This is a genomic window from Streptomyces violaceusniger Tu 4113 (assembly GCF_000147815.2).
Taxonomy (GTDB): domain Bacteria; phylum Actinomycetota; class Actinomycetes; order Streptomycetales; family Streptomycetaceae; genus Streptomyces; species Streptomyces violaceusniger_A.
In genome coordinates this window covers 8,760,291-8,785,760 of record NC_015957.1, presented here as the reverse complement: position 1 = coordinate 8,785,760, position 25,470 = coordinate 8,760,291, and the positions used below count along the sequence as shown (strand labels likewise).

30 protein-coding genes are annotated in these 25,470 nt (G+C 69.6%); 6 read left to right on the top strand and 24 right to left on the bottom strand.

Annotated elements, in window-relative coordinates; translation table 11 throughout:
• Positions 1–20 precede the first annotated feature (20 nt).
• Both STRVI_RS36170 and STRVI_RS36165 read right to left on the bottom strand, forming a co-directional pair.
• Positions 21–365: a hypothetical protein gene (locus STRVI_RS36170; protein ID WP_014060523.1), complete on the bottom strand. Its 345-nt coding sequence runs from the start codon at positions 363–365 to the stop codon at positions 21–23.
• A gap of 79 nt (positions 366–444) precedes the next feature.
• Positions 445–660 carry an excisionase family DNA-binding protein gene (locus tag STRVI_RS36165; protein WP_014060522.1) on the bottom strand — a complete coding sequence of 72 codons (216 nt, stop codon included), beginning with the start codon at positions 658–660 and terminating at the stop codon, positions 445–447.
• 92 nt (positions 661–752) lie between these two features.
• On the opposite strand from STRVI_RS36165, the gene STRVI_RS53835 reads away from it, so the two are divergent.
• The gene (locus tag STRVI_RS53835; protein ID WP_208949199.1) at positions 753–1,472 is read left to right on the top strand and encodes a hypothetical protein; all 720 of its coding nucleotides are present in this window, start codon (positions 753–755) and stop codon (positions 1,470–1,472) included.
• Between the two features lie 155 nt (positions 1,473–1,627).
• Positions 1,628–2,893, top strand: coding sequence for a tyrosine-type recombinase/integrase (locus STRVI_RS36155; protein WP_014060520.1), 1,266 nt, complete (start codon positions 1,628–1,630; stop codon positions 2,891–2,893).
• A gap of 86 nt (positions 2,894–2,979) precedes the next feature.
• Here the strand turns inward: STRVI_RS36155 and STRVI_RS36150 are convergent, their stop codons facing one another.
• The 11 genes from STRVI_RS36150 to STRVI_RS36105 form a co-directional block, all read right to left on the bottom strand.
• A complete protein-coding gene (locus tag STRVI_RS36150) occupies positions 2,980–4,068 on the bottom strand; it encodes a methyltransferase domain-containing protein (protein WP_014060519.1) in 1,089 nt (362 codons plus the stop codon).
• Between the two features lie 207 nt (positions 4,069–4,275).
• Entirely contained in the window at positions 4,276–4,467 is a 192-nt protein-coding gene (locus tag STRVI_RS36145) for a hypothetical protein (protein WP_014060518.1), read from the bottom strand.
• A complete protein-coding gene (locus STRVI_RS36140) occupies positions 4,464–5,063 on the bottom strand; it encodes a hypothetical protein (protein ID WP_014060517.1) in 600 nt (199 codons plus the stop codon). Before STRVI_RS36140 ends, STRVI_RS36145 begins: the two co-directional genes overlap by 4 nt.
• A gap of 102 nt (positions 5,064–5,165) precedes the next feature.
• Positions 5,166–6,362, bottom strand: coding sequence for a helix-turn-helix domain-containing protein (locus STRVI_RS36135; protein ID WP_014060516.1), 1,197 nt, complete (start codon positions 6,360–6,362; stop codon positions 5,166–5,168).
• 232 nt (positions 6,363–6,594) lie between these two features.
• Positions 6,595–6,912, bottom strand: coding sequence for a DUF6087 family protein (locus STRVI_RS46745; RefSeq protein WP_014060515.1), 318 nt, complete (start codon positions 6,910–6,912; stop codon positions 6,595–6,597).
• Between the two features lie 74 nt (positions 6,913–6,986).
• Entirely contained in the window at positions 6,987–8,117 is a 1,131-nt protein-coding gene (locus STRVI_RS36125) for a protein-L-isoaspartate O-methyltransferase (RefSeq protein ID WP_014060514.1), read from the bottom strand.
• Positions 8,117–9,082, bottom strand: coding sequence for an ATP-grasp ribosomal peptide maturase (gene tgmB, locus STRVI_RS36120; protein WP_014060513.1), 966 nt, complete (start codon positions 9,080–9,082; stop codon positions 8,117–8,119). The genes STRVI_RS36125 and tgmB overlap by 1 nt, the downstream gene beginning before the upstream one ends.
• Positions 9,082–9,378: a putative ATP-grasp-modified RiPP gene (gene tgmA, locus STRVI_RS36115; protein WP_014060512.1), complete on the bottom strand. Its 297-nt coding sequence runs from the start codon at positions 9,376–9,378 to the stop codon at positions 9,082–9,084. The genes tgmB and tgmA overlap by 1 nt, the downstream gene beginning before the upstream one ends.
• Positions 9,379–9,472: 94 nt before the next feature.
• Positions 9,473–9,664 (bottom strand): hypothetical protein, encoded by a 192-nt coding sequence (locus tag STRVI_RS49255; RefSeq protein ID WP_014060511.1) that lies wholly within the window; start codon positions 9,662–9,664, stop codon positions 9,473–9,475.
• Positions 9,661–10,260 carry a hypothetical protein gene (locus STRVI_RS36110; RefSeq protein WP_014060510.1) on the bottom strand — a complete coding sequence of 200 codons (600 nt, stop codon included), beginning with the start codon at positions 10,258–10,260 and terminating at the stop codon, positions 9,661–9,663. Before STRVI_RS36110 ends, STRVI_RS49255 begins: the two co-directional genes overlap by 4 nt.
• 113 nt (positions 10,261–10,373) lie before the next feature.
• Positions 10,374–11,009 (bottom strand): hypothetical protein, encoded by a 636-nt coding sequence (locus STRVI_RS36105; RefSeq protein ID WP_050993834.1) that lies wholly within the window; start codon positions 11,007–11,009, stop codon positions 10,374–10,376.
• Positions 11,010–11,033: 24 nt separating this feature from the next.
• Here STRVI_RS36105 and STRVI_RS55750 point away from each other — a divergent pair, with 24 nt between their 5' ends.
• Positions 11,034–11,168, top strand: coding sequence for a hypothetical protein (locus STRVI_RS55750; RefSeq protein ID WP_286012068.1), 135 nt, complete (start codon positions 11,034–11,036; stop codon positions 11,166–11,168).
• A 28-nt stretch (positions 11,169–11,196) separates the two neighbouring features.
• On the opposite strand, the gene STRVI_RS36100 is transcribed toward STRVI_RS55750, so the two are convergent.
• The 3 genes from STRVI_RS36100 to STRVI_RS36090 all read right to left on the bottom strand — a co-directional run bounded on the left by STRVI_RS36100 (position 11,197) and on the right by STRVI_RS36090 (position 12,914).
• Positions 11,197–12,117: an IS3 family transposase gene (locus STRVI_RS36100; RefSeq protein WP_014043694.1), complete on the bottom strand. Its 921-nt coding sequence runs from the start codon at positions 12,115–12,117 to the stop codon at positions 11,197–11,199.
• Positions 12,114–12,422 carry a transposase gene (locus STRVI_RS36095; protein WP_014043695.1) on the bottom strand — a complete coding sequence of 103 codons (309 nt, stop codon included), beginning with the start codon at positions 12,420–12,422 and terminating at the stop codon, positions 12,114–12,116. The genes STRVI_RS36100 and STRVI_RS36095 overlap by 4 nt, the downstream gene beginning before the upstream one ends.
• Positions 12,423–12,488: 66 nt before the next feature.
• Complete coding sequence (locus tag STRVI_RS36090; RefSeq protein WP_043240971.1) at positions 12,489–12,914, bottom strand: helix-turn-helix domain-containing protein; 426 nt, start codon at positions 12,912–12,914, stop codon at positions 12,489–12,491.
• Positions 12,915–13,470: 556 nt separating this feature from the next.
• Between STRVI_RS36090 and STRVI_RS36085 the strand changes: the two genes are divergently transcribed.
• A complete protein-coding gene (locus STRVI_RS36085; RefSeq protein WP_014060509.1) occupies positions 13,471–14,586 on the top strand; it encodes an ArsR/SmtB family transcription factor in 1,116 nt (371 codons plus the stop codon).
• Positions 14,587–14,641: 55 nt separating this feature from the next.
• Here STRVI_RS36085 and STRVI_RS36080 read toward each other — a convergent pair whose 3' ends face one another.
• The gene (locus STRVI_RS36080) at positions 14,642–15,301 is read right to left on the bottom strand and encodes a response regulator transcription factor (protein ID WP_014060508.1); all 660 of its coding nucleotides are present in this window, start codon (positions 15,299–15,301) and stop codon (positions 14,642–14,644) included.
• Positions 15,301–16,512 (bottom strand): sensor histidine kinase, encoded by a 1,212-nt coding sequence (locus STRVI_RS36075; protein ID WP_014060507.1) that lies wholly within the window; start codon positions 16,510–16,512, stop codon positions 15,301–15,303. The genes STRVI_RS36080 and STRVI_RS36075 overlap by 1 nt, the downstream gene beginning before the upstream one ends.
• 209 nt (positions 16,513–16,721) lie before the next feature.
• Between STRVI_RS36075 and STRVI_RS36070 the strand changes: the two genes are divergently transcribed.
• Positions 16,722–17,354: a DUF308 domain-containing protein gene (locus STRVI_RS36070; RefSeq protein ID WP_014060506.1), complete on the top strand. Its 633-nt coding sequence runs from the start codon at positions 16,722–16,724 to the stop codon at positions 17,352–17,354.
• A 44-nt stretch (positions 17,355–17,398) separates the two neighbouring features.
• Here the strand turns inward: STRVI_RS36070 and STRVI_RS36065 are convergent, their stop codons facing one another.
• Positions 17,399–18,913 (bottom strand): APC family permease, encoded by a 1,515-nt coding sequence (locus STRVI_RS36065; protein ID WP_014060505.1) that lies wholly within the window; start codon positions 18,911–18,913, stop codon positions 17,399–17,401.
• Between the two features lie 157 nt (positions 18,914–19,070).
• Positions 19,071–20,216, bottom strand: a complete 1,146-nt coding sequence (locus STRVI_RS36060; RefSeq protein WP_014060504.1) for an aminotransferase class V-fold PLP-dependent enzyme — start codon at positions 20,214–20,216, stop codon at positions 19,071–19,073.
• A 223-nt stretch (positions 20,217–20,439) separates the two neighbouring features.
• Between STRVI_RS36060 and STRVI_RS36055 the strand changes: the two genes are divergently transcribed.
• Positions 20,440–21,195: a FadR/GntR family transcriptional regulator gene (locus STRVI_RS36055; protein ID WP_014060503.1), complete on the top strand. Its 756-nt coding sequence runs from the start codon at positions 20,440–20,442 to the stop codon at positions 21,193–21,195.
• A 6-nt stretch (positions 21,196–21,201) separates the two neighbouring features.
• Here the strand turns inward: STRVI_RS36055 and STRVI_RS36050 are convergent, their stop codons facing one another.
• From STRVI_RS36050 to STRVI_RS36035, 4 genes are all read right to left on the bottom strand, one after another.
• Positions 21,202–22,137 carry a carbohydrate ABC transporter permease gene (locus STRVI_RS36050; RefSeq protein WP_014060502.1) on the bottom strand — a complete coding sequence of 312 codons (936 nt, stop codon included), beginning with the start codon at positions 22,135–22,137 and terminating at the stop codon, positions 21,202–21,204.
• Positions 22,137–23,075 carry a carbohydrate ABC transporter permease gene (locus tag STRVI_RS36045; RefSeq protein ID WP_014060501.1) on the bottom strand — a complete coding sequence of 313 codons (939 nt, stop codon included), beginning with the start codon at positions 23,073–23,075 and terminating at the stop codon, positions 22,137–22,139. The genes STRVI_RS36050 and STRVI_RS36045 overlap by 1 nt, the downstream gene beginning before the upstream one ends.
• Positions 23,075–24,340 (bottom strand): ABC transporter substrate-binding protein, encoded by a 1,266-nt coding sequence (locus STRVI_RS36040; protein WP_014060500.1) that lies wholly within the window; start codon positions 24,338–24,340, stop codon positions 23,075–23,077. The genes STRVI_RS36045 and STRVI_RS36040 overlap by 1 nt, the downstream gene beginning before the upstream one ends.
• 352 nt (positions 24,341–24,692) lie before the next feature.
• Positions 24,693–25,400, bottom strand: a complete 708-nt coding sequence (locus tag STRVI_RS36035) for an SDR family NAD(P)-dependent oxidoreductase (RefSeq protein ID WP_014060499.1) — start codon at positions 25,398–25,400, stop codon at positions 24,693–24,695.
• Positions 25,401–25,470 lie beyond the last annotated feature (70 nt).

Here is a 25,470-nt window from a genome sequence, read left to right as displayed (position 1 = left end):
CTTCAGCCCGGTTGTGCTCTTCACGAACGGCTCTCTTCGTCGAGCTGGATCAGGTGTTCGCGTGGGGGGAGAGGGGCACTCTGGGCACCCTTGCGCTGTGCAGCCCTGGCCGCCTCGTCGGTCATCTGCGCGATGGCTTCGATCCAGCGGCGGCTCGCCGCGCGGACTTGGCTGGGGCTGGGCTGCTCTTCGAGGTCGGCGCGTATGGCGCCGAGGGTGAGGTGGAAGCGTGCGCGCTCGTGGTTGTAGCGGGCGCGGATGTCGTCTTCCTGTGAGGGGAGTTCGGTGCGGGGGATGGGCCACTGGCCAAGTGGGCTGCGGGGGACTCGGCCGGTGGTGCCTTCCTCGTTGTGTGTGGCTGTCATGGCTGGCTCGTTTCTGCGAGGGCCGTGGGCTGCGGCTTCTACTCGGTCGGGCGCTGCCCCCAGCAGCTCCCTGAGTGGTTCAGGCTCGGGTCTTCTGCTCCACCTGCTGCTGCAGCCAGGCGTCGACGTCGGTCCAGCGGGCGCGGAGGTGGCGGCCGACGCGGATCAGCGGCACTCCGCCGCCTCGCGAGGACCACTGGTAGATGGTCGCTTTCGAAACGCCCAGGTAGACGGCCAGTTCGTCCGGTGTGGCGAGGGGGCGCCTGCTGTTCTGGGCAGCTTGGGTAGACCCCATGCTGTTTCCTTTCTGGAAACATAACGTTGGAAGATGGGAACAGACTGCGGCAAGCGTTGCGTGTTCGTCAAGTAGCAACTACCGTTCCCGTTATGGAAACATCATCAAGGCTCGGCGTAGTAGGCCAGCGCGTAGCGAAGGAGGTGGCCAGGCTTAGGGGCCGCATCCCAGTGCGGGAGCTGTCCCAGCGTCTGTCCAAGCTCGGCCGGCCGATCCTCCCGTCGGGCATCACCAAACTTGAGCAAGCTCAGCGGCGGATCGATGTCGATGACCTCATGGCCCTGGCCGTGGCGCTGGAGGTGACGCCGACCAGGCTGCTGCTTGGCCCGCCTCCAGGAGCTGTCGAGCGCCCCGACAATGACGAGCTCTACGAGGTAGAGGAGGTCTCCGGCTCGGACGTCCGGTTCCTGCGTTTGTTGCCAGAGCTCGCCCTGGAGCCGTGGGAAGTCTGGAGCTGGGCGCTCGGAGAGTTTCCCCTCGGGGAGATCTGGCGACTGTCGGATGAAAACTCCGTTCGCTTTGGTGATCACCAAGAAGCGGAAGCCAGGTTCCGGGCGGAGAATGCATTGCCTCCAAATCGGCTGACGCTCGGGCATGCCGAGGGTGTGCAGGAGGCGATGACGGACGTTGACCACGCGGTGAAGGACGCACTGGATGAGGGGCTCACCGAGGAGCAGATCCAGCAATTGGTGACGCGCGCCGTTACCAGTTGGCGTCGCGAGAAGCGGGTGGACCAGGAGAACCAGAAGCGATACCGCCGGCTTGAGCGTGGGGCGGAGCGAGCCCACGAACGGTTCGACCGGGAGGACTGACTTCCTTCAGGGAACTGAGTGCAGCGAAGGCCGGACCCGCTCGAATCAGGTCCGGCCTTCGTCCTTGAAGGGTACGTATGCGTGCCCGTTACCTGCACACTTGGGGCAGAACGCGAGATGCGCCGGGTATGGCGCACCTGAGGACGGAGGGCAGGGTGGCGAAGGTAGTCGATCGGTGGCATCTGGCTCGGCCGCCAGCTGGTGCCGAGCCGTGCGGCGAGCATCAGGCCGCCGGGCAACTGCTGGTGCCGAGCGCCGAGCACGGTATGGGGAAGCGCTGGCAGGTGCGCTATCGGACGCCGACTGGCAAGCAGGAGAAAGAGAACTTCGAGAAGCAGGCGAACGCGAAGAAGCGCGCGAACCAGGTAGCGCACGCCCTGGACACCGGCACGTTCGTCGAGCGGGCGACACAGCGCGAGGACTTCCGGTCGGTTGCCGAGCGGTGGCGAGAGTCGTCGATCCATCGGGAGCGCACCGACTCGAACGTCGAGCGGGCGCTGCGGCTGCACGTCTATCCGATCCTGGGGAAGATGCCGATCGGGAGCATCAAGCGGTCGGACATCCGGGCCTGGGTGAAGAACCGCTCACAGGTGCTGGAGCCGATCAGTCTGCGGACTCCGTACAACGCGCTCGCGGGCATCATGGCGGACGCGGCGATCGACGGAATCATCACGGCCAATCCGTGCCGCGGCATCGATCTGCCGGAGATTCGGCACGACGAGATCGTGCCCCTTGAACCGTTGGTGGTGCAGGCGCTCATTGAGGCGGCGGGCGGATGCTACCGGGCACCGATCCACCTGGACGCCTCGACGGGGCTGCGCGGCGGTGAGGTGTTCGGACTGGAGGACCATCACGTCAACCTGGACACCATGACGGTGACGATCGACCAGCAGTTGGTGGGCCCGGACAAGGGTGTGCCGTACCTCGGCCTCCCGAAGACTGACAAGAGCTACCGCACCCAGCCGCTGCCGCCGTCGACCGTCGCCGCCATCAAGGTGCACCGGGAGCTGCGCCCGCCCCGCGAGGTGTGGATCGAGGACCGCACGGATCCGCGTAAGCCTGTGTGGCGTTACGCCAAGCTGCTGTTCCTGAGCGAGGCCGGCGCTCCGGTCCGCCGGGGATCCTGGGCGAAGCTATGGGCCCGCATCGTGAAGCGCGCGGACCGGCTGCTGGAGGAGTGGGGGTCGCCGCTGCGTGTCCCTCCGGGTACGACACTGCACGACCTTCGCCACTTCTATGCTTCCGTCCTCATCCGGAACGGGGCCACGGTGAAGAAGGTGCAGCGGCTCCTCGGTCACGCTAAGCCATCGATCACGTTGGACTACTACGTCCATCTGTGGGAGGACGACGAGGACAACACGGCCGACCTGATGGAGGGAATCCTGGCGCCTGTGCCCTCAAAGTGCCCTATCGGTCCGTAGCTTCGGGCTCGATGCAGGTCAGCCCAAAGGGGGCGGCACCTTGTGCGGAGGTGCCGCCCCCTCATTCGTCCGTCAGCATTCGTCCGTCAGCCGACGGGTGCGTCAGGTGAGCGGAGCCAGAGCCGCTGTCCGCCGGGGGACACGGTCAGCCCGAACTCGCCGGAGTCCGGGCTGCCGTCGTTCACGTATGCCGTGTGCACGGCGGTGGCCTCCTCCCACAACTGGCGTGGGCCGTACTGCCACACCTCCTCGTCGGTGACCGTGGCCGCCGACCCGTTTCGATCGTGCAGCCAGATCCGATACCTGCTCTCCGGTGCTCCGTCGGCCATGACCACGCCCGGCAGTTTCGCGCCTGCGTAGAGCGCGAAGCCGAGGCCGGTCATGGTGTCGGCGGGAAGCGGGCCGGTGCTGCCGCGCCGCCCGGTTCCACTGTCCACCGGGAGGTCCGGGCCGGGGCGCTCCGAGCGCATCGGCATGAACCGGGCGCCGCCGACGAACCGGCCGGTGGCCAACCCGTCGCCCCCGACGTCGAGCCGTACCAACGTCCCGGACCAGAAGTCCCCCGCCAGCGGGGCGAGGATGAGCCCGCCCGGCGTGGTCTGCCGCACCCATGCGTGGGGGATGCGGCGCACCGAACAGGTCGCGATGATCCGGTCGTACGGCGCCCCGGATTCCCACCCCTGTGCGCCGTCGCCCCACACGACGTCAGGGCTGTATCCCGCCTCCTTGATGGCCTTCGCGGCCTTCTCCGCCAGCACCGGATCGACTTCGACGGTGGTGACGTTCCCGCTCCCCAGACGCGCGGCGAGGAGTGCGGCGTTCCAGCCGCTGCCGGTGCCGATCTCCAACACCCGCTGCCCGTCCGCGACCTCGAGCGCGGTGAGCATGCGCGCCACCATCGTGGGCATGGAGTTGGACGAGGTCGCGATTCCCGGGCCGTCGCTCTGCCCGTCGTCCACCTGCGTCACGATCGGCACATCCCGGTGGACGAGGTCCCACCAGGCCGCGTCCGTGGTGACGGGGACGCAGGTGCCCCGCTGTTCCCAGATGTCGCCGGGGATGAAGTGGTGGCGCGGGACAGCGTCAAAGGCCGAGTGCCATGCGTGCGGCAGTTCACCGGACGCGGCGAGGGCTTCCAGCAGTGCCGTGTGACGTGGTCGCCAGTCCTCGTGCATGGGCCCTCACTTCCCTTTCGGGGGTGGTGTGCCGTCCGGCGGGGGCGGCGGCGGGGGCGTCCACGGCTTGATCGGGGCGGGATCACCCTTGTGCTTGTTCTCGACAGTCACGGTTTTACCTCCTGAGTACGGGCGCCTGGGCGTCCGTCCGTGTGAAGTCCCGCCCCGGCCGGGGCGCAGGGCTTTTCTGTGCGGGTCGGCGGTGGCTCACATGGCTTCCGCCGACCGGGCCTGCCGCGTGGCCGCCTCGTAGGCGCGTAGCAGCCGCTCGCCTGTCTCGCATTCGGCGCTGGGTGTGCGGCAGGCCGGGCAGCCTGCGGCGTGTTCGATGGCGGCGCGCCAGGCTTGGTCGGCGAAGGGGTCGGTGGTCTGCTCGGGGGTGTGTTCGGCGGCTGTCATCGGGTTGTGCTCTGGTCGAGGGCTCGGCGCATGGCGGCGGCCTGGGTTAGCGCGTCGCGCGGGTAGTCCCGGGCGTGGGTGGGGCAGGCGTAGATGGTGGCGCTGGCGACGCTGCCGCTGTGCTCCATCGTGACCGGGACCGGTTCGTCGGTGGGTAACTGGCAGCGGTAGCAGAGCTGGCGGCCTTCTGGGACGGGGCCGAGTACGTCGTCGATGGCCTGGCGCAGGGCGGGGGCCAGGTGGTCGGGGTCGGTGAGATACCGGGCGGGGCCGAGCGGGATCCGCCAGTGTGTCCGGTGTTCGGGCCCCCATGCGGCGGGTGGTACGCCGAGGAGGGTGCTTTCGTCGGCGAGTTCGGTGAGTACGCGGATCTGGCGCAGGCACCAGCTACGGGCGGTGCCGGTGCCGATCAGCCAGTAGGTCTTGCCGTAGGTGCCGTCCTGGATCACCGCGCCCGAGTCCCGCCCGAGCAGCTCCAGTGCGCGGTCCGCGACGTTGGTGGGCGCGGAGACGGCGTCCCACCATCTGCCCACCGGTAAGGGCTCGATGTCCTCGGTGTTCGGCGGTGTCCACGGCAGGTTTCTGGTCGTCGTCATGGTCGGCTCCGTGCACGGTCTGTGTTCTGACCGTCACATCGTGCCGACCTGGCGAGGTGTCACGTTGCACTGAACTGTGCAACTTGATGGCGATTGTCCGTGCTACGGGCCGATCCAGGCGGCGAACTCGGCAAGTTCGCTGCTGCGCGACCGCTCACGTGACCGCAGGGCGATGACCGCCTCGCGGGTCGTGGGGTGGTACCGCGTCTGCTGCGGTGCCGTCCGGCGCGCCTTCTGCAGGCAGTCGAGTGCCTGCGCCGAATCCCCGGTCCATACGTTGGCCCTGCTCAGGTCCAGCCAGTGATGCCCTGCCCGGGACCGGTCCCAGCGCTTGGGGAACCGTACGTCGTCCGCCAGTTGGACCGCCTGGTCGTACTCCTCCAGGTCGCAGGCGATCGCGATGGCGTGGACGCCGACGTTCGTCGGACCCCAGCCCACGCCGTAGGCCGAGGTCTCGCCGGTTCGTTGGGCCAGTTCGCGGGCCTCAGTTACGCGGGCCTCGACCTGATCGGGGTCCTTCATGCGGCCAGCGATCACAGCCGCCCGGAGCTGAAGGACGCCAGCCATCGCGGCGAGACCCTCCGCACTCCGTGAAGCTTGACCTTCCAGGTCCCGGAGGGTGCTGTCCACGATGCGCATGCCCAGGTCGTACCGGCTGGAGGAGAGGGTGGTCTGGGCGCGCAGATAGCCGTACATGGCGGCAAGGCCCGGTTCGTCGGCGCGTGGCGCCGCCCAGTCCAGCCGTTGCAGGGCAACGGTGGCCAGGTCCACGTATCCGAAGGACCAGGCCAGCGTGAAGACGCATCGGAACGCCCAGGCCAGGCATTCATGGGCCTGGCGGCGCTCCTCGCCGCTGGTGGTGTGTATGGCCTGCACGCATTCGTCGATGAGCGCTGGGAGGTCGACAGCCATGGGCAGGTACTCGGCCTGCCGCCGCTGCACCAGGACTTTCTCCATGTCGGCACGGATAAGCGTGACCGGGCGGGCCGGCACCTGCCAGTCGAGGGGGATGTCCCAGTTCTCCATGCTGACCCGGATGGGCTGTATGACCTCGTCCAGCCGCTCGCGCCGAAGCTCCTGGGTGTACGGCTGGCCGAGGAGGTCCGAGGTGGTCACGCTGAGCGCGCGGGCGCAGGCCGCGATGAGTGAGGGCGAGGCGGGCCGCTGGCCGCATTCGACCTTCGACAGCAGGGACTTCGAGACGTTGGCGCGCATGGCCAGACCTTGCTGGGTCAGGTCGCGTTCGCGGCGGGTGCGAGCGATGCGTGCGCCGGTGTGTTCCTCGATGCTCTGCGGCATGCTGAACTCCGTTCTGGCCTCGACACTCAGAACGGTACCCGCGACCCGCTCCGCCGGTACGGCTGATCGCCCCCCATTTCGGTGAGGGCCGTCGCGCCTCCTTGACACGACGAACGCTCCCTCCGGTCCGCAGGCCCGCTCCCGCTTCCGGGGCGTCGCCGTCGCCGAGGGCGACGCACTCGAAGCCGTAGCGGACCGGCAGAGCGCATGGGTGAGCAGCCCCGCCTACGCGTCAGGGCCGGTGGAACTGTTCGGTCGGCCACCATGGTTCGGGCAGTGGGGGCAGCTTGTTGAATGACGGGAGGGGGACCCGCTCGGCCCGGGACGTCGCGTCATCGCTGATCTCGTCGACGGCAGCCGTGAGGTCATCGGCGACCCCGGCCGGGACCCACTGGTGCCCGTCCCACTCCTGGATGCCGCGAGGAGCGTCAGGGTTGACGTGGGAACCCTGCTCCGGCTGGTCGCCGAGCGGGGTGATCCGCCGCTCCCCGCGCGTGGGGCGACGTCGGTCACGGCGTGCCGCCCACTCCTCAAGGGACTCGTCGTCCATGCGGGACGCTCCGTTCTCGTCGGCTCCGCCCAGTCTGCCGCGTCGGCACGGTGGCCGGGAACCGGCCGCCTGACTTACAGCGTTGTCGCCCAGCCTCCGCGCGACAGGGTGGTCCCGCCGTCGGGCGTGATGGTGACCTTGGCTCCGTACACCGGGAGTTCGCCGTGGTCCAGCCATCGCCAGCGGATCTGCTCGAGCAGGTCGTACAGGCGGCGCGGGCCGCCCTGGTGGACAGTCGCGGTGCGCTCGCCCGCCCCCATGTGGGCGCGGGCCCAGGAGCCGTCAGCGTGCAGCATCCACGTCATGCGGCTGCCGTCATCCCCGGTGCCCGTGCGGTGCTCGATACCGGGCGCGGCCAGCGAGAGCATCGACCAGACTTCCCATGCCTGCATGACGTCGAGGACGGGGAACGGCGACAAGGTGACCGTCCCTTCGTCTGTGCGGGCCGTGGCGAACACGTCGTTCAGCGCGGGCGGGTAGTCCTCCCCGGCGCGGGTGGCCATGAACGACGCCCTGTCCCACTCGACGCGTCCGGTCGCGCCGCCGTCGTCGGTCTTGTCGGCGGTGATGATCAGGCCGGTGCCCGTGATGGTGGTGACGAGGCGCCCGCCGGGTGCGAGGGCGGTCAGCCACGGGGTGGGGATGCGGGGCACGGACACCATGGACACGATCCGGTCGTAGACGCCGGGCAGTTCACGGTCGGCGTCGGCGGTGACGGCTTTGGGGTGCCGGCCGATCCGTGCGAGTCGTTCGGCGGCGGCCTGCGTCAGGTACGGGTCGATGTCCAGCGTCGTCACGAGGCCGTCGCCGAGCCGGTGGCAGGCCAGCGCTGCGCTGTAGCCGGACCCGGTGGCCAGATCCAGCAGCCGCACACCGGGGGTGAGACGGCCGTGCCGCAGCATCGTGACGACCAGGCCCGGAAGCGTGGAGGATGAGGTGGGAAGCCCGGTGACGGTCCGGCCGGGCGCAGCATGGTCGGCGTGCACGGGGCCGATGCGCGTGACCAGTGTGGTGTCCGAGTAGGCGGCCGTCGCCCACACCTCCTCTTGGGACGGGCCGTCGACGGCGGTCCATCCGCACGGGCCGGGAGTGAACCAGCGCTCGACCAGCAGGTGCCGGGGTGTCTCCCTGATCGGGGCCCACCAGTCCGATCCCGGGTGCGCGGCCTTGGCCGCGAGCGCGGCGGCGTGGGGTTTCCAGTCCATCAGGTGACTCCTTGAAGGTCGTCGGCAATCGCTTCGGCGATCGGCAGGCCGGTCGCGCCTTGGATCCAGTCCCATTGGCCACACGGGTTGACCTCGAGGAACGTCCACCGCCCATCGGGGCCCACGATGAAGTCTGCCGCGCCGTAGCGCAGTTCCAGCCGCTGCATCAGGCGCCGCATTCCGGCGGCGACGGGCTCGGGCACCGAGGTCCTGGTATAGGTCAGGGACCGGTAATCGCTGCGCCAGTCCTCATGCGCGGCCTCGCTACCGGCATGGATCGCGACGGCGAACATCCGCTCGCCGACCACCGTGAGACGCACCTCGTGTTCCTTGCTGACCCAGTTCTGGAAAAGGTGCGCGGTGGTGTCGATCCCCCGAAGGTCGGCGAGATCTTCCGGGCGCAGGCGCCGCGTATACACGGACTTGAGCTGACCGTCCTCGATGAGCACAGGGGAGGCGACCGGCTTGCACACGATCTGCCCGCCGACCTCGGTGGCGAAGACCAGCACGTCCTCGGGACGATTGGTGATGAGGGTGGGCGGGATGATCAGCCCGCACGCGCGGGCGGCGGCGAGTTGCACGGGCTTGTACTCGGCGCGCGCCATGGCGGTCGGGTGGTTCACCCACCGGCACTCCAGCGCGGACAGCACACCGCCGAGGCCGGCGCGGGCCTGAGCGGCGGCGAATCTCTCCTCCGGGCCGGACATGCCTTCCGGGAGACGGAACGCCCCGGGGGCGCGGTAGTACACCGCGCCTACCCGGGACAGGTCCACCGTCCGCTGCTCGGTGGCGAGTTCGCCCGTCCACTCAGATGCCTGGTCGATCCGTCCGGCCAGGACGACCCGCTGCGGGAAGTCGGCGGTGTCCATACGGAACACCTCGATACCGCGGCCCTCCAATGCGACGACGACCCGGTCTGTGGGCCAGTCGTCGGACGCAGCGACGATCAGGACGGGCCCTGGCATCAGTCCTTCGGCCCCTCGTCCAGCGGCGGGGGGTTCGTTGTCGAGCCGTCCGGCACGGTCGGCATGTGGGTGTTCGCCATACACGTCAGCAGGCCGCCGTCGTCGGACACATTGACCTGGCGGTCGTGGTCGTAGACGTGCGCCGGTACGCGGGCGGCCTGGGTCGAGTCGGGGACGCGGGCGAACCGCAGCGCCCACGGCCGGGTCAGCGGACACGACGGCGCCTCCGTGCTGTAGGGGGTACGGCCTCCGGGCGGGGTGAGGGGGAACGCATCGCGGTCCAGAGCTGTTGTCACTGTCTTCTCCCATCGGTTGGGGTACGGGGGGGCGCGGGGCGCGACCTGGTCGTGGGGGAGCGGTGAGGCCCGCACAGCGGGGGCCGACGGCGCCTCATGCCGCCCCTGCTGACCGGGCCTGTCGCGTGGCCGCCTCGTAGGCGCGTAGCAGCCGCTCGCCGGTTTCGCATGCGGCGCCCGGTGTGCGGCAGGCCGGGCAGCCTGCGGCGTGTTCGATGGCGGCGCGCCAGGCTTGGTCGGCGAAGGGGTCGGTGGTCTGCTCGGGGGTGTGTTCGGCGGCTGTCATCGGGTTGTGCTCTGGTCGAGGGCTCGGCGCATGGCGGCGGCCTGGGTTAGCGCGTCGCGCGGGTAGTCCCGGGCGTGGGTGGGGCAGGCGTAGATGGTGGCGCTGGCGACGCTGCCGCTGTGCTCCATCGTGACCGGGACCGGTTCGTCGGTGGGTAACTGGCAGCGGTAGCAGAGCTGGCGGCCTTCTGGGACGGGGCCGAGTACGTCGTCGATGGCCTGGCGCAGGGCGGGGGCCAGGTGGTCGGGGTCGGTGAGATACCGGGCGGGGCCGAGCGGGATCCGCCAGTGTGTCCGGTGTTCGGGCCCCCATGCGGCGGGTGGTACGCCGAGGAGGGTGCTTTCGTCGGCGAGTTCGGTGAGTACGCGGATCTGGCGCAGGCACCAGCTACGGGCGGTGCCGGTGCCGATCAGCCAGTAGGTCTTGCCGTAGGTGCCGTCCTGGATCACCGCGCCCGAGTCCTGCCCGAGCAGCTCCAGTGCGCGGTCCGCGACGTTGGTGGGCGCGGAGACGGCGTCCCACCATCTGCCCACCGGTAAGGGCTCGATGTCCTCGGTGTTCGGGGGTGTCCACGGCAGGTTTCTGGTCGTCGTCATGGTCGGCTCCGTGCACGGTCTGTGTTCTGACCGTCACATGCTGCCTACGCAGCAAGGCCCTGGTGTCCACAGACTGTGAACGCCAGGGGCCTTGACTTAGGGTGATCGACCCGCTACACGCCGCACCACAGGGAGAACTCGCGCAACGGATCGGGCACTCGCGCCCGCGCCCTCCGCAACGCCGCCGCCGTCTCATGCACCTGCGGGTGATGCCGCGTCATCTGCGGCGCCGTCTCCCGCGCCTTGAGAAGGGACTCGAATGCCTCGTCGTGGCGGGCGGTCCACACCTGGGCCCTCGCCAGATCGATGTAGAAGTGCCCGGCCCGGCCCGGTGGATAGTCCTGCGGGATCTCTACCTTGGCCGCACGCTTCAGCGCCAGCCCGTGCTTGTCCTGGTCCGCCGCCGCAGCAACCGCGTGCAGTTCCACGTTCGTCGGCCCGAATGTCAGCTCGTAGACGCGCGTCTCGCCCGTCTCTTGCGCCATCCCGCGCGCTTCCTCCAGCCACGCGTCGGAACCGTCCTTGTCTCCCTGGCGGGAGGCGAGGATGGAGCCCTTCAAGTGCAGCGCCCCGCGTACCGCCCGGGTCTCCGAGGAGCCGTCGTCTTCCAGTTCCTTGAGTGCCTGGTTCACCAGACGGAGCCCGGTATCGACTCCCGGGCGCCCACCCTCGACGCTGGTCTGCGCACGCATCCATCGTTCGACCGCCGCCTGCCGCGGGTCACCTGACTGGGCCGCGGCCTGCGCCATACGTGACAGTGCCAGGCGGGCAAGGTGCATCTCACCGACCCGGTACGCCACACGCCAAACGCCGCGTGCCGCCTCGGTCTGGAGGCCGTACAACTCCTCGCGCGCATGACCCGGGTCGTCCTGGACGTGGATGGCGTGAAGGATCTCGGCGATGAGTGAGGTTCCCCCGCTGTACGGGGGTGGCTGACTAGCTGGTCAGGGAGGGTTGACGTGGTTTCAGGTTCACTTGTTCGGCCGTTGCCTGGCTGGCGTAATGCTTCTCCTCGTACTCGATCGGGCTGAGGTAGCCGAGCCGTTTCTGGATGCGGCGGGGGTTATAGAAGCCGTCGATGTACTCGAAGAGCGTGAGGTTCGCTTCGGCTCTGGTGGGGAAGACGCGGCCGCGGATGCACTCGGTCTTGATGACCATCCACAGGTTCTCCGCCAGGGCATTGTCGAACGAGTCGCCGACCGAGCCCATGGACGCCTGGATACCGGCCCTGACCAGGCGTGTCGTGAGCTTCACGGACGTGTACTGACAGCCGTGGTCGGCATGGTGAATGAGCTCACCGGGGGCGACTTCGCGGCTGGCCAGGGCATACTCCAGCGTGGTCAGGACCAGATCGGCGTCTGCGCGGGCGGAGGTTTCCCAGGCCACCACCCGGCGGGAGAACGCGTCGCGGATCGCGGACAGCCACAGCGGGCCCTCCTCCGTCGCGATCATGGTCAGGTCCGTGACCCACAGCCGGTTCGGCACGTTCGCGGTGAAGTCGCGTTGCACCAGGTCAGGGGCCGGTTCCGCGTCCGGGTCACGTCGGGTGAAGCCCTTGCCCCGCCGGGGACTGATCCCGGCCAGGCCGGCTTGGCGCATGAGCCGTTCAATGCGTTTGCGGCCGACGTGGATGCCTTCACGCCGGAGGACGGCGTGCACGCGGGGTGAGCCGTAGATCCCGCCGGAGTCGGCGTGGACCTGCCGGATCTTCCCGGTGAGCTCGGCGTCCTGGCGGCGTCGCTTGCATGGCTCCTTCTCGGCCTGGCGCCAGCGGTAGTAGGTGGAGGAGGGGATGGAAAGTTCCCGGAGTACGGGCTCGACCCCCAGGTGCGGGTGCGCATCGACGAGCGCGGTCACCTGGGCCGGGTCGGGTCGAGCTGGGCCGCGAAAAAAGCTGAGGCCGTCCGCAGGACCTCGTTCGCCCGCTTGAGCTGGGCATTCTCCTTCCGCAGAGCAGCCAGCTCCTCACGCTCGGCGGTGGTGAGAATGTCGCCTCGCTCACCGGCATCAGCCTCGGCCTGACGGATCCAGTTGCGCAGAGCCTCGTGATGCACCCCGAGTTCCTCTGCCATACGGCGGATGACGGGCTTCGGCTCGGCGGCGCGATACATGCGGACCGCGCGGTCACGCAACTCCAGCGGGTATTTCCTCGGGGCAGGCATCGTCTGGGCTCCTCTCGTGAGACCCATCTGACCCTCTGTCACCCCTCCCCGCATCTCGGGGGAACCTCAGAGGGAGGGCAGTTTCTCGGCGAGCCCGCCCAAGTTGGCTGCGGCGCGCATCTGGATCGTGCGCGCCACGTCGGCGCGTAGGTCAGCGAGCGGGCGCGGTGGGGGTGCGGCCGGGTCGGGGTCGAGGTCCCAGTTGTCGAGGGCCCCGCCGAGAGGCTCGATCATGCGGTCGATACGGTCCTGCTGAAGCTGCTGGCGGTAGGGCTGGCCGCGCAGGTTGGAGACGCCTACGTCGAGGGCGCGGGCGACAGCCGCCACGATCTCCTCACTGGCGTTCCGGTCCCCCTTCTCGATCATCGAGAGCATGGACGCGGAGACGTGCGAGCGTTGCCCTAGCTGTCGTAGTGAGTAGCCACGGACAGCGCGCAGTTCGGCGATGCGCTGCCCGATTCCGCCGGTATGTTCGTCGTTGCCGTATGGCATGCTGAACTCCGTTCTGACTCCGACACTCAGAACGGTACCCGCGACCCGCTCCACCGGTACGGCTGATCGGCCCCCATTTCGGTGAGAGCCGTCGCGCCTCCTTGACATGACGGGACCGGCGCGGGCGCGGGTCGCCCGTCACCGACGTCCCCGCGCCGCGCAGCGTCATCGCACAGCGCAGCGTCATCGTGGCGCCGGAACTTAAAGGGGGCGGCACCCTTGTGCGGAGGTGCCGCCCCCTCTCACTCCCCCCACGGGAGCTGTTGCCGCGCGCATCGGCTACGTGCGGCAACACAAGTGCCCAGTCGCCGTAACGTACTCGTCACCCCCCACGGGAACGAGCAAACTGGCTCTGAGCACCGCCTGTTGAATTCCGGACGGCCCCTGGAAGTGTTTACCGGCGGCCCCCGGTTTTCCTGGGGAACAGCTTTCCTCTTCCGGCCTCCGCGCCGCTCCCCGTTTCACATCTGGCCAAAAGGGCGTGGTGACTGACCGTGCCAGCGTGCATACTCATCGGTGATCGGGGGGCGGTCGTAATGTCACGTGTGGGGGTCTGGTGCTCCGTGTTCATTTCAGTGAACTCGATCTGGCCCGGCTGCGGATGGCGGCCCGACCGGACGCGCTCTGGGAAACCGTTTTAAGTTTCCATCGGCTGCGGGAGAACCGGGCGGAGTCCGTATACGGAAAATGGCGTTCGGAGGCGCGAAACCGACTCAACGGCGAAGCGCGGCTGCTCGCGCCGCTCATTCCCTCGCGCGGCTATTTCCCGGACTTCCTGACCCCCGCCGAAGGGGTAATCGGTTGCGACGCCGCGATGTCCGCGCTGCGCGCCATACCGGGGGAGCGGTTGAACGCGGAGCTTGCCGGGCTTCCGGCGGCCCGGGCGCTTCCAGGGTGGATACGGGATCTGGGGGAGGGCGAACGAAAGCCGCTGGACCGGCTGATCAGCACGCTACGCGCTTACCACCAGGCCGCCGTCGCGCCGTACTGGCCGCATATACAGGCCCGGATCGAGGCCGACCGGGTGGCCCGGGGCCGCGCCCTGCTGGACGGGGGCGCCGATGGGCTGCTGGCCTCGCTGCCGGCGACGATGCGGTGGCGGGCGCCCGTGCTGGAGGTCGACTATCCGGTGGACCGCGATCTGCGGCTGCGCGGGCGGGGGTTGCTGCTCCTGCCGTCGTTCTTCTGCCGGGGGACGCCGGTGACCTTCCGGAACCCGGATCTGACGCCCGTACTGGTCTACCCCGTCGAACACGCCCCGTGCGGCCTGCCACTGCGCCCCGGGCAGCGGCCCGCCCTCGCGTCGGGGGTCGGGCCCGGGGCGGGGACTGGAGCGGCATCCGCGTCCGGCGTCGGGTCCGCCCGGTCGCTCGGCAAGCTGGTCGGGCAGACCCGCTCGGCGGTGCTGCTGGAGGTCGGCGGCGGCTGTACGACCAGTGAACTCGCCCGCCGGGTGGGCGTATCGCTGGCCTCGGCCAGTCAGCACGCCAGTGTGCTGCGCGAGGCGGGCCTGGTGCACACCCTGCGTCAGGGCAGCGCCGTTCTGCACACGCTGACACCGCTGGGGGCGGCGTTGCTGCGCGGCGGGGCGCCGGGAGAGCGCGTCTTCGGCTCACCGGCGCAGCTCCCGCCGGTGGCCACGAGCGGGCGGTGGCCGTCCGGGCGCGGATGAGGCTTTTCGGCCCGACCGTACTGCCCGGCCGTACAGCGGGTTCCGCTCGGTGGGCTCAGGGATAGAGGCCGGCCCGGAAGGTGAACGAGACGAGTTGCGCCCGATCACGTGCGCCGACCTTCGTCATGGCCCGCACCGCATGCGTCTTCACGGTGAACGGCGACACGGACATCTGGGCCGCGATCTCCTCGTTGCCGAGACCGCTTGCGACGAGAACGACCACGTCCCGTTCCCTGGGTGTCAGCGCGTCGAAGCGTCGCAGCAGTTCCCGGTCGATCACCGGGGGCGGACTGTCGGTCATATGACCGATGAGCGCGGCCGTCGCGGCGGCCGACAGCGCACCGCCACCGCGGACGACCTCACTGATTCCGGCGACGAGTTCAGCGGGGCTCACGGTCTTGCTCAGGAAGCCGTTGGCGCCCGCGCGAAGGGCGGCGAGAACGATGTCGTCCTGGTCGAAAGTGGTCAGCACGATCACCCGCAGCTCTTCGGGCGGGTGCTCCTTGCGGATCCGGCGGGTGGCTTCGACACCGTCGATGCCGGGCATCCGGATGTCCATCAAGACCAGGTCGACGGGGTGGTCCCGGAGGAAGGGGACGACCTGGAGTCCATCGGAGAGATCACCCGTGACGACCAGACTCGGGTCGAGCGCAAGCATCGTTCGGATGCCGGCCCGCATGTCGTCCTGGTCGTCGACGATCAGAATCCGCGTCATCAGAGGACAGCTCCCAGGGGGCTGAACTCCGCGTGGACCCGGAATCGTCCGTCGTCGCTGTCGATCGTCAGCCGCCCGCTGGAAGACTCGACGCGCTCGCGCATCCCGACGAGTCCGAGTCCGCTGCCGGAGCCGGAGCCGCTGCCGGAGCCGGAGCCGGAGCCCGAGCCGCGGAGCGCATGACCGACCCGGTTCTCCACGGTGACGCAGATCCTGCCCTCGCGCTCGCGCACCTCCACCGTTGCCGTCCCCTCCCCATGCCGGTAGGCATTGGTGAGTGCTTCTTGAACGACCCGGTAGACCGTCACGCCGACGCTGGGCTCCACGAAACCGGTGGGGATGTCGATGGAGGGTCGGACGTCGAGGCCGATGCTCTCGAAAGAAGCGATCAGTCCTTCCAGGCCGCTCAGCGACGGAGTCGGCCGGAGCGCCTCGCCGTCGGAAGTGTCGTCCCCGACGCGGAGGAGCGCGAGGATCCGTTGCGTCTCGACGACGACGGTGCGAGCGCTGGACCTGGCCGAGACGAGGGCCTGCCGGGACGATTCGGCGTCCTCGGGCAGCCCGATTTCCGCGGCACCGAGATGCAGGCTCAGCATCGCCACTTGGTGGCCGATGACGTCGTGGAGGTCTCGTGCGATGCGGAGTCGTTCTTCGGTCACTCGTCGAGTGGCTTCGATCTCGCGGGTGGCGATGGCGCTTTCGGCCCGCTCCTCCAAGATCCACCAGTGGTCCCGATGGATGCGGAGCGCGGCCCCTGTCGCACCTCCCGCTATGGCCGAGAAGAGGGCGGCGGCTCCCACGATCGCGCCGCCACGAAATCCTCCCAACGTCATGAACGCCCCCAGGAAGAACGCCGCCACGATGCCGGTTCCGGCCAGCGGCTGCTTTCCCCTGAGAGTGACCGAGAACAGCACGAGCACGGCCATCATCCACACCGACAGGGGGTCGTGGCCCACCGCTGTGACGGCGAAGGACGCCCCGCTCGTCACGGCCAGCCCTGCCCACGGCTGCCACCATGAGAGGGCGACACCGCCACCGGCGAGGAGGACCGAGAGGGCCGTCGGCCCATCCGAGCCCCTCAGCACCACTGCCACGATCTGACCGGTGAACACCAGCGCGGCCACTGCATAGGCGGCTCGGTGCAGCGCCTCGGGGCGGCGGACCCACAGCGGTGCCGCGGGCCCGTCCGGACTGTTCTGCGCCTTGACCATGCCCCGATTCTCGTTCACGTGTGCCGCGGCCGTGTACTTCGAATGATGTAGACGGCGGACCTGATTCCGCCGGTGGAGACGGCAGAACTCATTCGATCGAAGCGGATGGCAGAACTACTTCGTTCGAAGTACGTCGCGCCTGCCGAGACCGCTGAGACTCCTCATCGAGGCGACCGTCTCACACCATCACGATCACAACGGGACACCCGATGACTCAGACCACCGTAACTTCGGCCACGACCACGACCACGACCACGACCACGACCACGACGGCGCCCTCCGGCCTCCGATCGCTCTACCTGATCCGAGTCGCCTTCTCCCTGATCTGGGTGGCACTCGTCCTCACGACCTCCGCCTCGCTCGTGTCGAAGGACAGGCCCACAGTGATCGCGGCCGTGCTGCTCGTCGTCTACCCCCTGTGGGACGTCATCGCCACGCTCCTCGAACGGCGGATGGCCGCCACCGGCTCCACGAACCGCGTCAGTACGATCAACATGGCTCTCGGCCTCGCCACCACCGCCGGAATGCTCATCGCCGTCTTCTCCACCGTCGGGACGGCCCTTCTCGTGTTCGGCATCTGGGCCCTCCTTTCCGGAGCGATCCAGCTCGTCGTGGCGATCCGGCGCCGGCGCACCGTCGGCGCCCAGTGGCCCATGGTCATCAGCGGCGGACAGTCCGTCCTCGCCGGTGCCGCCACCGCCGCCATGTCCGCCTCGGCGACGAGCGGCCTGTCCACCGTCGCCGGATACTCGGCCTTCGGTGCCTTCTGGTTCCTTGTCTCCGTCATCGCCCTGAGCGTCCGCGGCCGACGCGACGCCGCCGCTCGCAGCCGCCTGGCGTAGCCCGACTGCTGAGGGAGGCAGCGGAACACGCCGTTCCAGGTCAGCTAGGCCTTTCGGCCCTCGGCCATCGCGTGGTCCTCCGCCGTCCCCGGCGTGGCCCCGGTGGCGAGTTCGCCCGTGGCCACCTTGCTGTGCCGACGGCCCCAGCACAGGTAGATCAGCAGTCCGGCCGCCATCCAGCCCAGGAACCGGGCCCAGGTGATCAGCGGCAGGTTGCCCACCAGCACCAGGCACAGCAGCACCGCGATCGCGGGCACGACCGGCACCCACGGGGTGCGGAAGCCGCGCCGCAGGTCGGGGCGGGAGCGGCGCAGGTACACCACGCCGACGCAGACGACGATGAAGGAGGTCAGCATGCCGATGTTGCCCAGCTCGGCGAGGTCCCCGATGGGCAGTACCGCCGTCATGAACGCGACCAGCAGCCCGAGGGTCCAGGTGATCCGGCGCGGGCTGCGGGTGACCGGGTGGACGTGGGAGAACCACTCGGGCAGCAGCCGGTCGCGGCTCATCGCCAGGAACACCCGGCTCTGCCCCAGCAGCATGATCATCACGACCGTGGTCAGCCCGCAGATCGCGCCGATGCCCACGATCCGCACCGCCCAGTCCGCGCCCGCCGCCTTGAGGGCGCCGGTGATGGGGGCGGCGTTGTCCAGCTTGGAGTAGTGCTGCATCCCGGTCACGGTCAGGGCGACGGCGACGTACAGCACGGCGCAGACGGCGACGGTGGACAGCAGCGCGATGGGCAGGGTGCGCTGCGGGCGCTTGGCCTCCTCGGCGTTGCTGGCCATGATGTCGAAGCCGGAGTACGCGCCGAAGATGATCGCGCCACCGGTCAGGATCCCGGCCATGCCGAACGTGGCGTCCGCGCCAAGACCGGCCCACCCCAGCAGCGGCTGCTCCCACATGTCGCCGTTGCCGCCCACCGGTTGGGACGCCGGGATGAACGGCGACCAGTTGGCCGCGTCGATATGCGTCACCCCGATCGCCAGGAAGATGACGATGGCCACGAGCTTCACCATCGTCATCACCGTGTTGATCCGGGAGGTGGTGCGCACCCCGGAGGCCAGGATGGCGGTGAGCACCAGGATGACCAGCACGGCCGGGATGTTGACGGCGGCGTCCGGGCCGGAGACGGAGGCCGGGAGGTGGATGTCGAAGGTCGCCAGGAAGTCGGTGACGTACTGCGACCAGCCACTGGCCACCGCGCCCGCGCCCATCGTCATGTCGAGGATGAGGTCCCAGCCGATGAGCCAGGCCACCAGCTCCCCGAGCGAGACATAGGCGAAGGTGTAGGCGCTGCCCGCCACCGGGACGGTGCTGGCGAATTCCATGTAGCACAGCGCGACCAGGGCCGTGGTCACCGCGCCGATGCTGTAGGAGATCGCGATGCTCGGCCCCGCGTAGTTCGCGGCCGCGGTGCCGGTCAGTACGAAGATGCCCGCGCCGATGGTGACGCCGATGCCCATGAGGGTGAGCTGGAGCGGGCCCAGGGCGCGGGCCAGCCGCGTCTCGGGGCTCGCGGCGTCCTCGATGGTCGCTTCGATAGATTTGTTGCGCATGGCGGTGGTCACTCCTTCGCTGGGCCCTTGCGTAAGCGCTCCGCGGGAAGTGCCGCGAGGTGCGGTCGTTCATCCGCGGCTGTGTCGTGGCTGGTCGCGCAGTTCCCCGCGCCCCTTCGGGGTGCACCCGAACCGCACCGGACTTCATCGAGGCCGCTTAGGCCCTGAGCACTCCGGGGAGGCGCTCGGCCAGTCGCTCGTAGTCGGAGACGGTGTTGTAGAGATGGGCCGAGAGCCGCAGGAAGCCCCGCCCGTCCCAGGAGGTGATCGCGGTCTCGCAGCCGGTGTCGGCCGCGATCGCGCGCTGCAGCACATGGGAGGCCTCGTGGTCGGCGGCGAGACCGGCGGGCAGCGGGACCAGCCGCATCGCCGGGGCCTCACTGCCCCCGACGGCGGTCAGGTCCGCGCCCAGGGCGTCGGCCAGCAGCCCCTGGGCCACCTCGGCCAGCTTGGACATCCGCTCGCGGGCGGCGTCCCAGCCGTACGTCTCCTCGATGAACTCCAGCGAGCGCGGCGCCGCGAGCCAGGCGGTGAAGTCCAAGGTGCCCTGGACGTCGAAGCGTCGCGGGAACGGGTCCGGGGTGCCCCAGGAGTCGGTGAGCGGCCACAGGTCCTGGGCGTCGGGCCCGCGCGCGACCAGCGCCGCCGTACCGCGCGGCGCACAGCACCACTTGTGCAGATTGCCGACCCAGAAGTCGGCCGCCCCGGCCAGGCCGACCGGATCGGCCAGCATGCCGGGCGCGTGCGCGCCGTCGACCAGGACCTTCGCCCCGACGGCGTGGGCGAGCCGGGCGATCTCCGCCACGGGGAAGAGCCGGGCGGTGGCCGAGGTGATCTGGTCCACGACCACCAGCGCGGTCGCCTCGCTCAGCGCCCCCTCGACCACGGCCGCGATCTCCTCGGCGGAGGCCTCCAGCGGGATGTGCAGCGTCCGCACCCGGGCCCCGGCCCGCTCGGCGGCCCGTGCCGTGCCCATCGCCACCGCGCCGTAGGTGTGATCGGTCAGCAGCACCTCGGCGTCGGGCGGAAGCGCCAGGGAGCCGAGTACGGTGCTCACCCCGGCGCTGGCGTTGGGCACCAGGGCGGTGTGATCCGCCGGGACCCGCAGAAACCGCGCCACGGCGGCCCGCGCCCGGCCCACCCGCTCGGGCAGCTCGCGGAACCACGCGTCCGGGTTGGTCTCCATCTCCTCGCGCAACGCCCGCTGGGCGTCCTGAACGGTGCGCGGCACGGCGCCGAACGAGCCGTGGTTGAGATGGGCGACGGAGGGATCGAGCGTCCAGTGCGACGGGGCGGCGGTCATGGGTCCCTTCCTGGTTGACTGAGGGAGGTGCGTGAGTTGTCCGATGACTTGTCCGACGAGTTGTCCGATGACTTCGTCGAGCTTCGGGAACCGTAGAGGGATCGCGCCGGTCTGAACAGGCCCTTGACGTAAAATGGGCGTAACGAAGCCGACCGGTAGCATGGAGTCATCTAATGACTTGAGCCGGGCGGCCGGGAACGGGTGGGCAGGAAGGGGTGGCCGGATGGCCGCGACCGATGGGGCGGCGGACGGGCTGCGCGCCATGATCGCCAAGGGTGAGCTGGCGCCCGGCCGGCAGCTCCCCGCCGAGCCCGAGCTCTGCGCGCGGCTCGGCGTCTCGCGCGGCTCGCTGCGCGAGGCCGTGCGCTCGCTCGCCGCCCTCGGGATGCTGGAGTCCCGTCACGGCGCCGGCACCTTCGTATCGGCGCTGCGCCCCGGGCAGATGCTGGCCGGGTTCGCCGCCACCGTGGACGTCCTGCCGTTGGACGGGCTGCTGGAGCTGTTCGACGTACGCCGCCCCCTGGAGGCCCAGGCCGCCGCGCTGGCCGCCGCCCGTGCCGACGAGCAGGTTCTCGCCCGGCTGCGCGAGGTGCAGAAGCGGCTGGCCGCCTCCGAGGACGAGGCGGAACGGCATGCGCTGGACCGGGAGTTCCACTCCACCCTGTGCCAGGCGAGCGGCAATGAGGCGCTGGCCGCCCTCGCCGATGTGCTGCGCGCCCGGGGCAGTCACTACAGCATCTACGGCGCCCCCGAGGCCGACACCATCCGGCTGGCCAGCGACCTCGGCCATGAGGCGCTGATCAACGCCGTGGCCGCCCGCGATCCGGCGGCCGCCGCCGCGGCCGCCACCTCGCATCTGTCCCAGACCGAGGTCTGGCTGCGGCGGTACGGCCCGGCCCCGGATGGCGGCCCGGCCCCGGATGGCGGCCCGGCCCCGGATGGCGGCCCGCCCCCGGACGGCGGCCCGGCCACCGGATGAGCCGTCTCAGTCGTCGATGCCGCTGCGCTCGACGCCCGCGACGATATGACGCTGGAGGACGAGGAAGACCACCAGCAGCGGCACGATCGACACCGCCGCCGCCACGAACAGCTCATGGATGTTGACGGTCTGGGCGGTGGTGAACGTCGACAGCGCCACCTGCACCGTCCACGCGTCCCGGTCCTGCCCGATGACCAGCGGCCACAGGAAGGAGTTCCAGGCGCCGATGAAGACGATCGTGCCGACCGCCGCGAAGACCGGCCGGGAGTTCGGCACCACGACCCGCCAGTACGTACGCCAGTAGCCAAGACCGTCCACCCGCGCCGCGTCCTCCAACTCCCTCGGAAAGCCCAGGAAGTACTGGCGGAAGATGAACGCCGCGACCGCGCTGAACAGCGTCGGCACCACAAGACCGCGCAGGGTGGACACCCAGCCGAGCGAGCTGACCAGCACAAAGCTGGGCACGAAGGTGACCGCCGCCGGGACCATCAGGGTGCCCAGGATCCAGTAGAAGACCACATTGGCGTAGGCGTACGGGATGCGGGCCAGGCCGTATCCGGCGAGCGAGGCCAGCAGCAGGGTGCCCACGGTGGTGAGGACCGCGATCAGCGAGGAGTTGAGCAGCGCGTGCGCCATCGGCACAGTGGGGTCGTCGAACAACTCGCGGACGTTGGACCAGTGCAGCTCGCTCGGGAAGAACCGCCACTGCGGCGAGGTGATGTCCGCCTCGCTCGACAGACCGTTGCGCACCAGGAGATAGAAGGGGATCACGAAGAGCAGCGCCAGCGCGAGCAGCAGCACCAGCCGCACGGCGCGCCCCACGCCGACGAGGGCGTCCCGGACATCGCGCGTGTTCGGGGGGACGCCCGGGCGAGTGCTCGGGGGATTGCTCGCGCGCGTGCTCCGGCGAGTGCTCGGGGAAGCGCTACGGGAAGTGCGCATCAGTCCTCCTTCCGGCCCAGGCCGAACCACCGCGCCTGCACCACCGTCACCACGGCGATGATCAGCGCCAGGATCACCGCACCCGCACTGCCCAGGCCCAGGTTCTGCCCCTGGCCCAGCGCCGTGTAGTAGAGGTAGACCAGCGGCGGACGGGCATACGGCGGATAGCCGCGCGAGTCCGACAGCAGGTTGTAGAACTCGTCGAACGCCTGGAACGCGTTGATCACCAGCAGCAGCACCACCGCGACCGACGTCGCCCGCAATTGCGGAAAGGTGATGTAGCGGAACACCTGCCACCCCGGCCGCGCCCCGTCCACGGCCGCCGCCTCGTAGAGCCGGGGCGAGATGCGCTGCAGCCCGGCCAGGAACAGCACCATGTAGAACCCCGCCTGCAGCCACAGCCGTACGGTCACGATGACCAGCCAGTACCAGGGCGGATCGGTGGTCGACAGCCAGGCGATCTGATCGGCGCCGAACCAGTCCAGCACGGTGTTGGCCAGTCCGAAGCGCACCCCGTTGAAGATCGACATCTTCCAGATCAGCGCCGCCACCACATACGAGCACGCCACCGGCAGGAAGAACACCGACCGGAAGAACCCCTGCGCCCAGCGCAGCCGGTTGACCATCAGCGCGAGCGCGAGCGAGAGCACATAGGTCGCCGGGACGATGAACGCCGTGAAGACCAGGAAGGTCACCAGGCTGCCGGTGAACGCGTCGTCGCCCAGCATCGCCGTGTAGTCGTCGAAGCCGACGAAGTCCGTGGGCGAGACGGTGTTGTGCGCGTCGAAGAAGCTGAGGTACACGCTCCAGGCGAGCGGGACATAGGTGAAGAGGGTCAGCCCCAGGACGAAGGGGCCGACGAATATCCAGAACCACAGATGGCGGTTCTGCGGGCCCAGCAGCTTGCGTGTCAGTGTGGTGGTCAGCGGCCCCCGCATCAGTTCTTCTTCTGCACGCGCCGCAGCTCGGCCTTGGTCTTGCGGACCACCGACCGCAGCTCGCCGTCCGGGTCGGCGCCGCCCTTGATGATCCGGCTGAGCGCGTCCTGGTAGGCCGTCCTGCTCGCCGAGGTCCACAGCAGCGGCTCGGCATGGCCGTGGTCGGTGACGTGGCGCACCGCCTCACCGGCCGCGCCCTGCCGCAGCTTGGCCGCCTTCGTGGCCAGCGAGATCCGGGCGGGAATGTGGAAGCCGTAGCGGAGCGCGAAGTCCTCCTGGTAGTCGGTCCGCTCCACCCACAGCCACTTCACATACGCCTTCGCCACCGCCTTGTGCCGGGACCGGGCGCTGACCGCCGCCCCGTACGCGCCGACCGGCACCGCGGGCGCGCCGTGCGCCCCGTCCTGCGGGAACGGCAGGACCCCGAAGTCGTCCCCCAGCGCCTTCTTCACCTGCGGCAGCGCCCACAGCCCGGACCACTGCATGGCGGTGAGCCCCTGGGTGAACGCGGCCGGGTCCGACCAGTCGGAGGGCGCCCCGAGCAGCAGCGACTTCTCGGCGTAGAGCTGACGCAGCTTGCCGAGCGTCCGGGCGGCGGCCGGGTCGTCGAAGCCGACCTCGCCGTCCTCGGTGACCAGCGTGAGCCCGGCGGCGTTGAGCGGGGTGCCGCCGAGGACGCCGGGGCCGCCGTCATTGCCCAGGAAGAGCCCCTTGACGTCCCTGGTGGTGAGCTTCTTCGCCGCGTCGATCAGCGCGTCGAGAGTGCGCGGCGGCTCCACCCCGGCGTCCTCCAGCATGCTCTTGCGGTAGTAGAGCAACTGGGTGTCGATGACCTGCGGAATGGCCCAGATCTTGCCCTGATACGTCTTCGGGGCGAGCACGGCCGGGTTGAAGTCGTCCTTGGCCTCGCTGAGGAGATCGGTGAGGTCGACCACCTGACCGCCCTGGATCTGGTCCAGCGTCGGGCCGTTGACCTCGAAGACGTCCGGACCGGACGTGGTGAGCAGTGCGGCGGCGGTCTGTTGGTCGTAGGCGCCCGGCCGCCACTGCACCTGGACGTTGGCCTGGTCGAACGCGTCGGCGTAGCGCCTGACGGCCTGTTCGGTGCCGGGTTCGCCGTACTGGTGGTACCACTGCTCGAGCACGGGCTGGCCGGCGTGGTCATCGCCGTCCCGCCCGGTGTTCGACCCGCAGGCGGAGGCCAGCGCCCCCGTCAGGGCCAGCCCTCCACCCGCACCCAGCAGCCTTCGGCGGCTCATGGACATTGGCGTGCGCCCCCTCGTCTCCCGGTCTCCGTTCCCGGTCTCCGTACGACCCAACGATCAACGATGCAGGCGGATTACGACAGAGGTGTTGCGAAGGGATGTCACTTTTCGGTACCGGAATGTGACGCTGAGTCGACGTGGGGGGTGGGGACGGCCGGCCGTCGGCGCCGGTCTGGGTCAGCGCGGCGATCGCGTTGCTGCTCTCCGGGGCCGTCTGCCGACCGCCTTGGCCGATGAGACCGGTGAGGCAGGTAGGGGTGTAGCCGAGATCGGCGGCGGTGACGTGGAAGCGGGGCAGTGCTCGCGTGTCCTGCCTGATGGGTATCGTCACCGCCGCTTTCGACGAAGCAGCTCAGATCTGGCCGTGGCCGCCGTCGGCGAACAGCTCGGCGCCGGTGATGAACGAGGCGGCGTCCGAGGCCAGGAACAGGGCCGCCGAGGCTATCTCCTCGGGTTCGGCCAGCCGGCCCAGGGGCACGATGGCGTCGACGACCTGCTCGATGATCGGCCCCGCGGCCCCCATCAAGCCGGGCGTTCTCGTGGCCCCCGGGCTGAGCACGTTGACCCGGAACTTGCGCTCTCGCGACTGCCGGGCCCAGTTCCGTACCAGATTGCGTAGCGCCGCCTTCGACGCGCTGTAGACCTCGAGCCCCTCGCTGGGGCGCACGCTGTTGCTCGAACCGATGACCACGATCGAGGCGCCCGCCGCGAGCAGCGGGAGGGCTTTCTGGACCGTGAACAGGGTGCCCTTGACGTTGACGGCCAGGGTCAGATCGACATTCTCCTCGGTGTGCGCACCGAGCGCGGCGTCTGCGACGATCCCGGCGTTGGCGACCAACACGTCGATGCGCCCGGCCCGCTCACGCACCTGGGCGTAGAGCGCGTCCAGATCGGACAGGTCCGTGACATCGCCCCGTACGCCGGTTGCCGCCGGACCGATTTCCTTCACCGCCGCTTCGAGGCGGTCGGCGTCGCGGCCGGTCAGGAAGACCCGCGCGCCTTCCTGAGCGAAACGATGGGCGATGGCCAGCCCGATCCCGCTGTTTCCCCCGGTGATCACGGCCACCTTCTCCTGCAGTGCACCCGGCTGACGAATCCTTCAGTTGTGGAATGCATCGTCCAGAACCTAC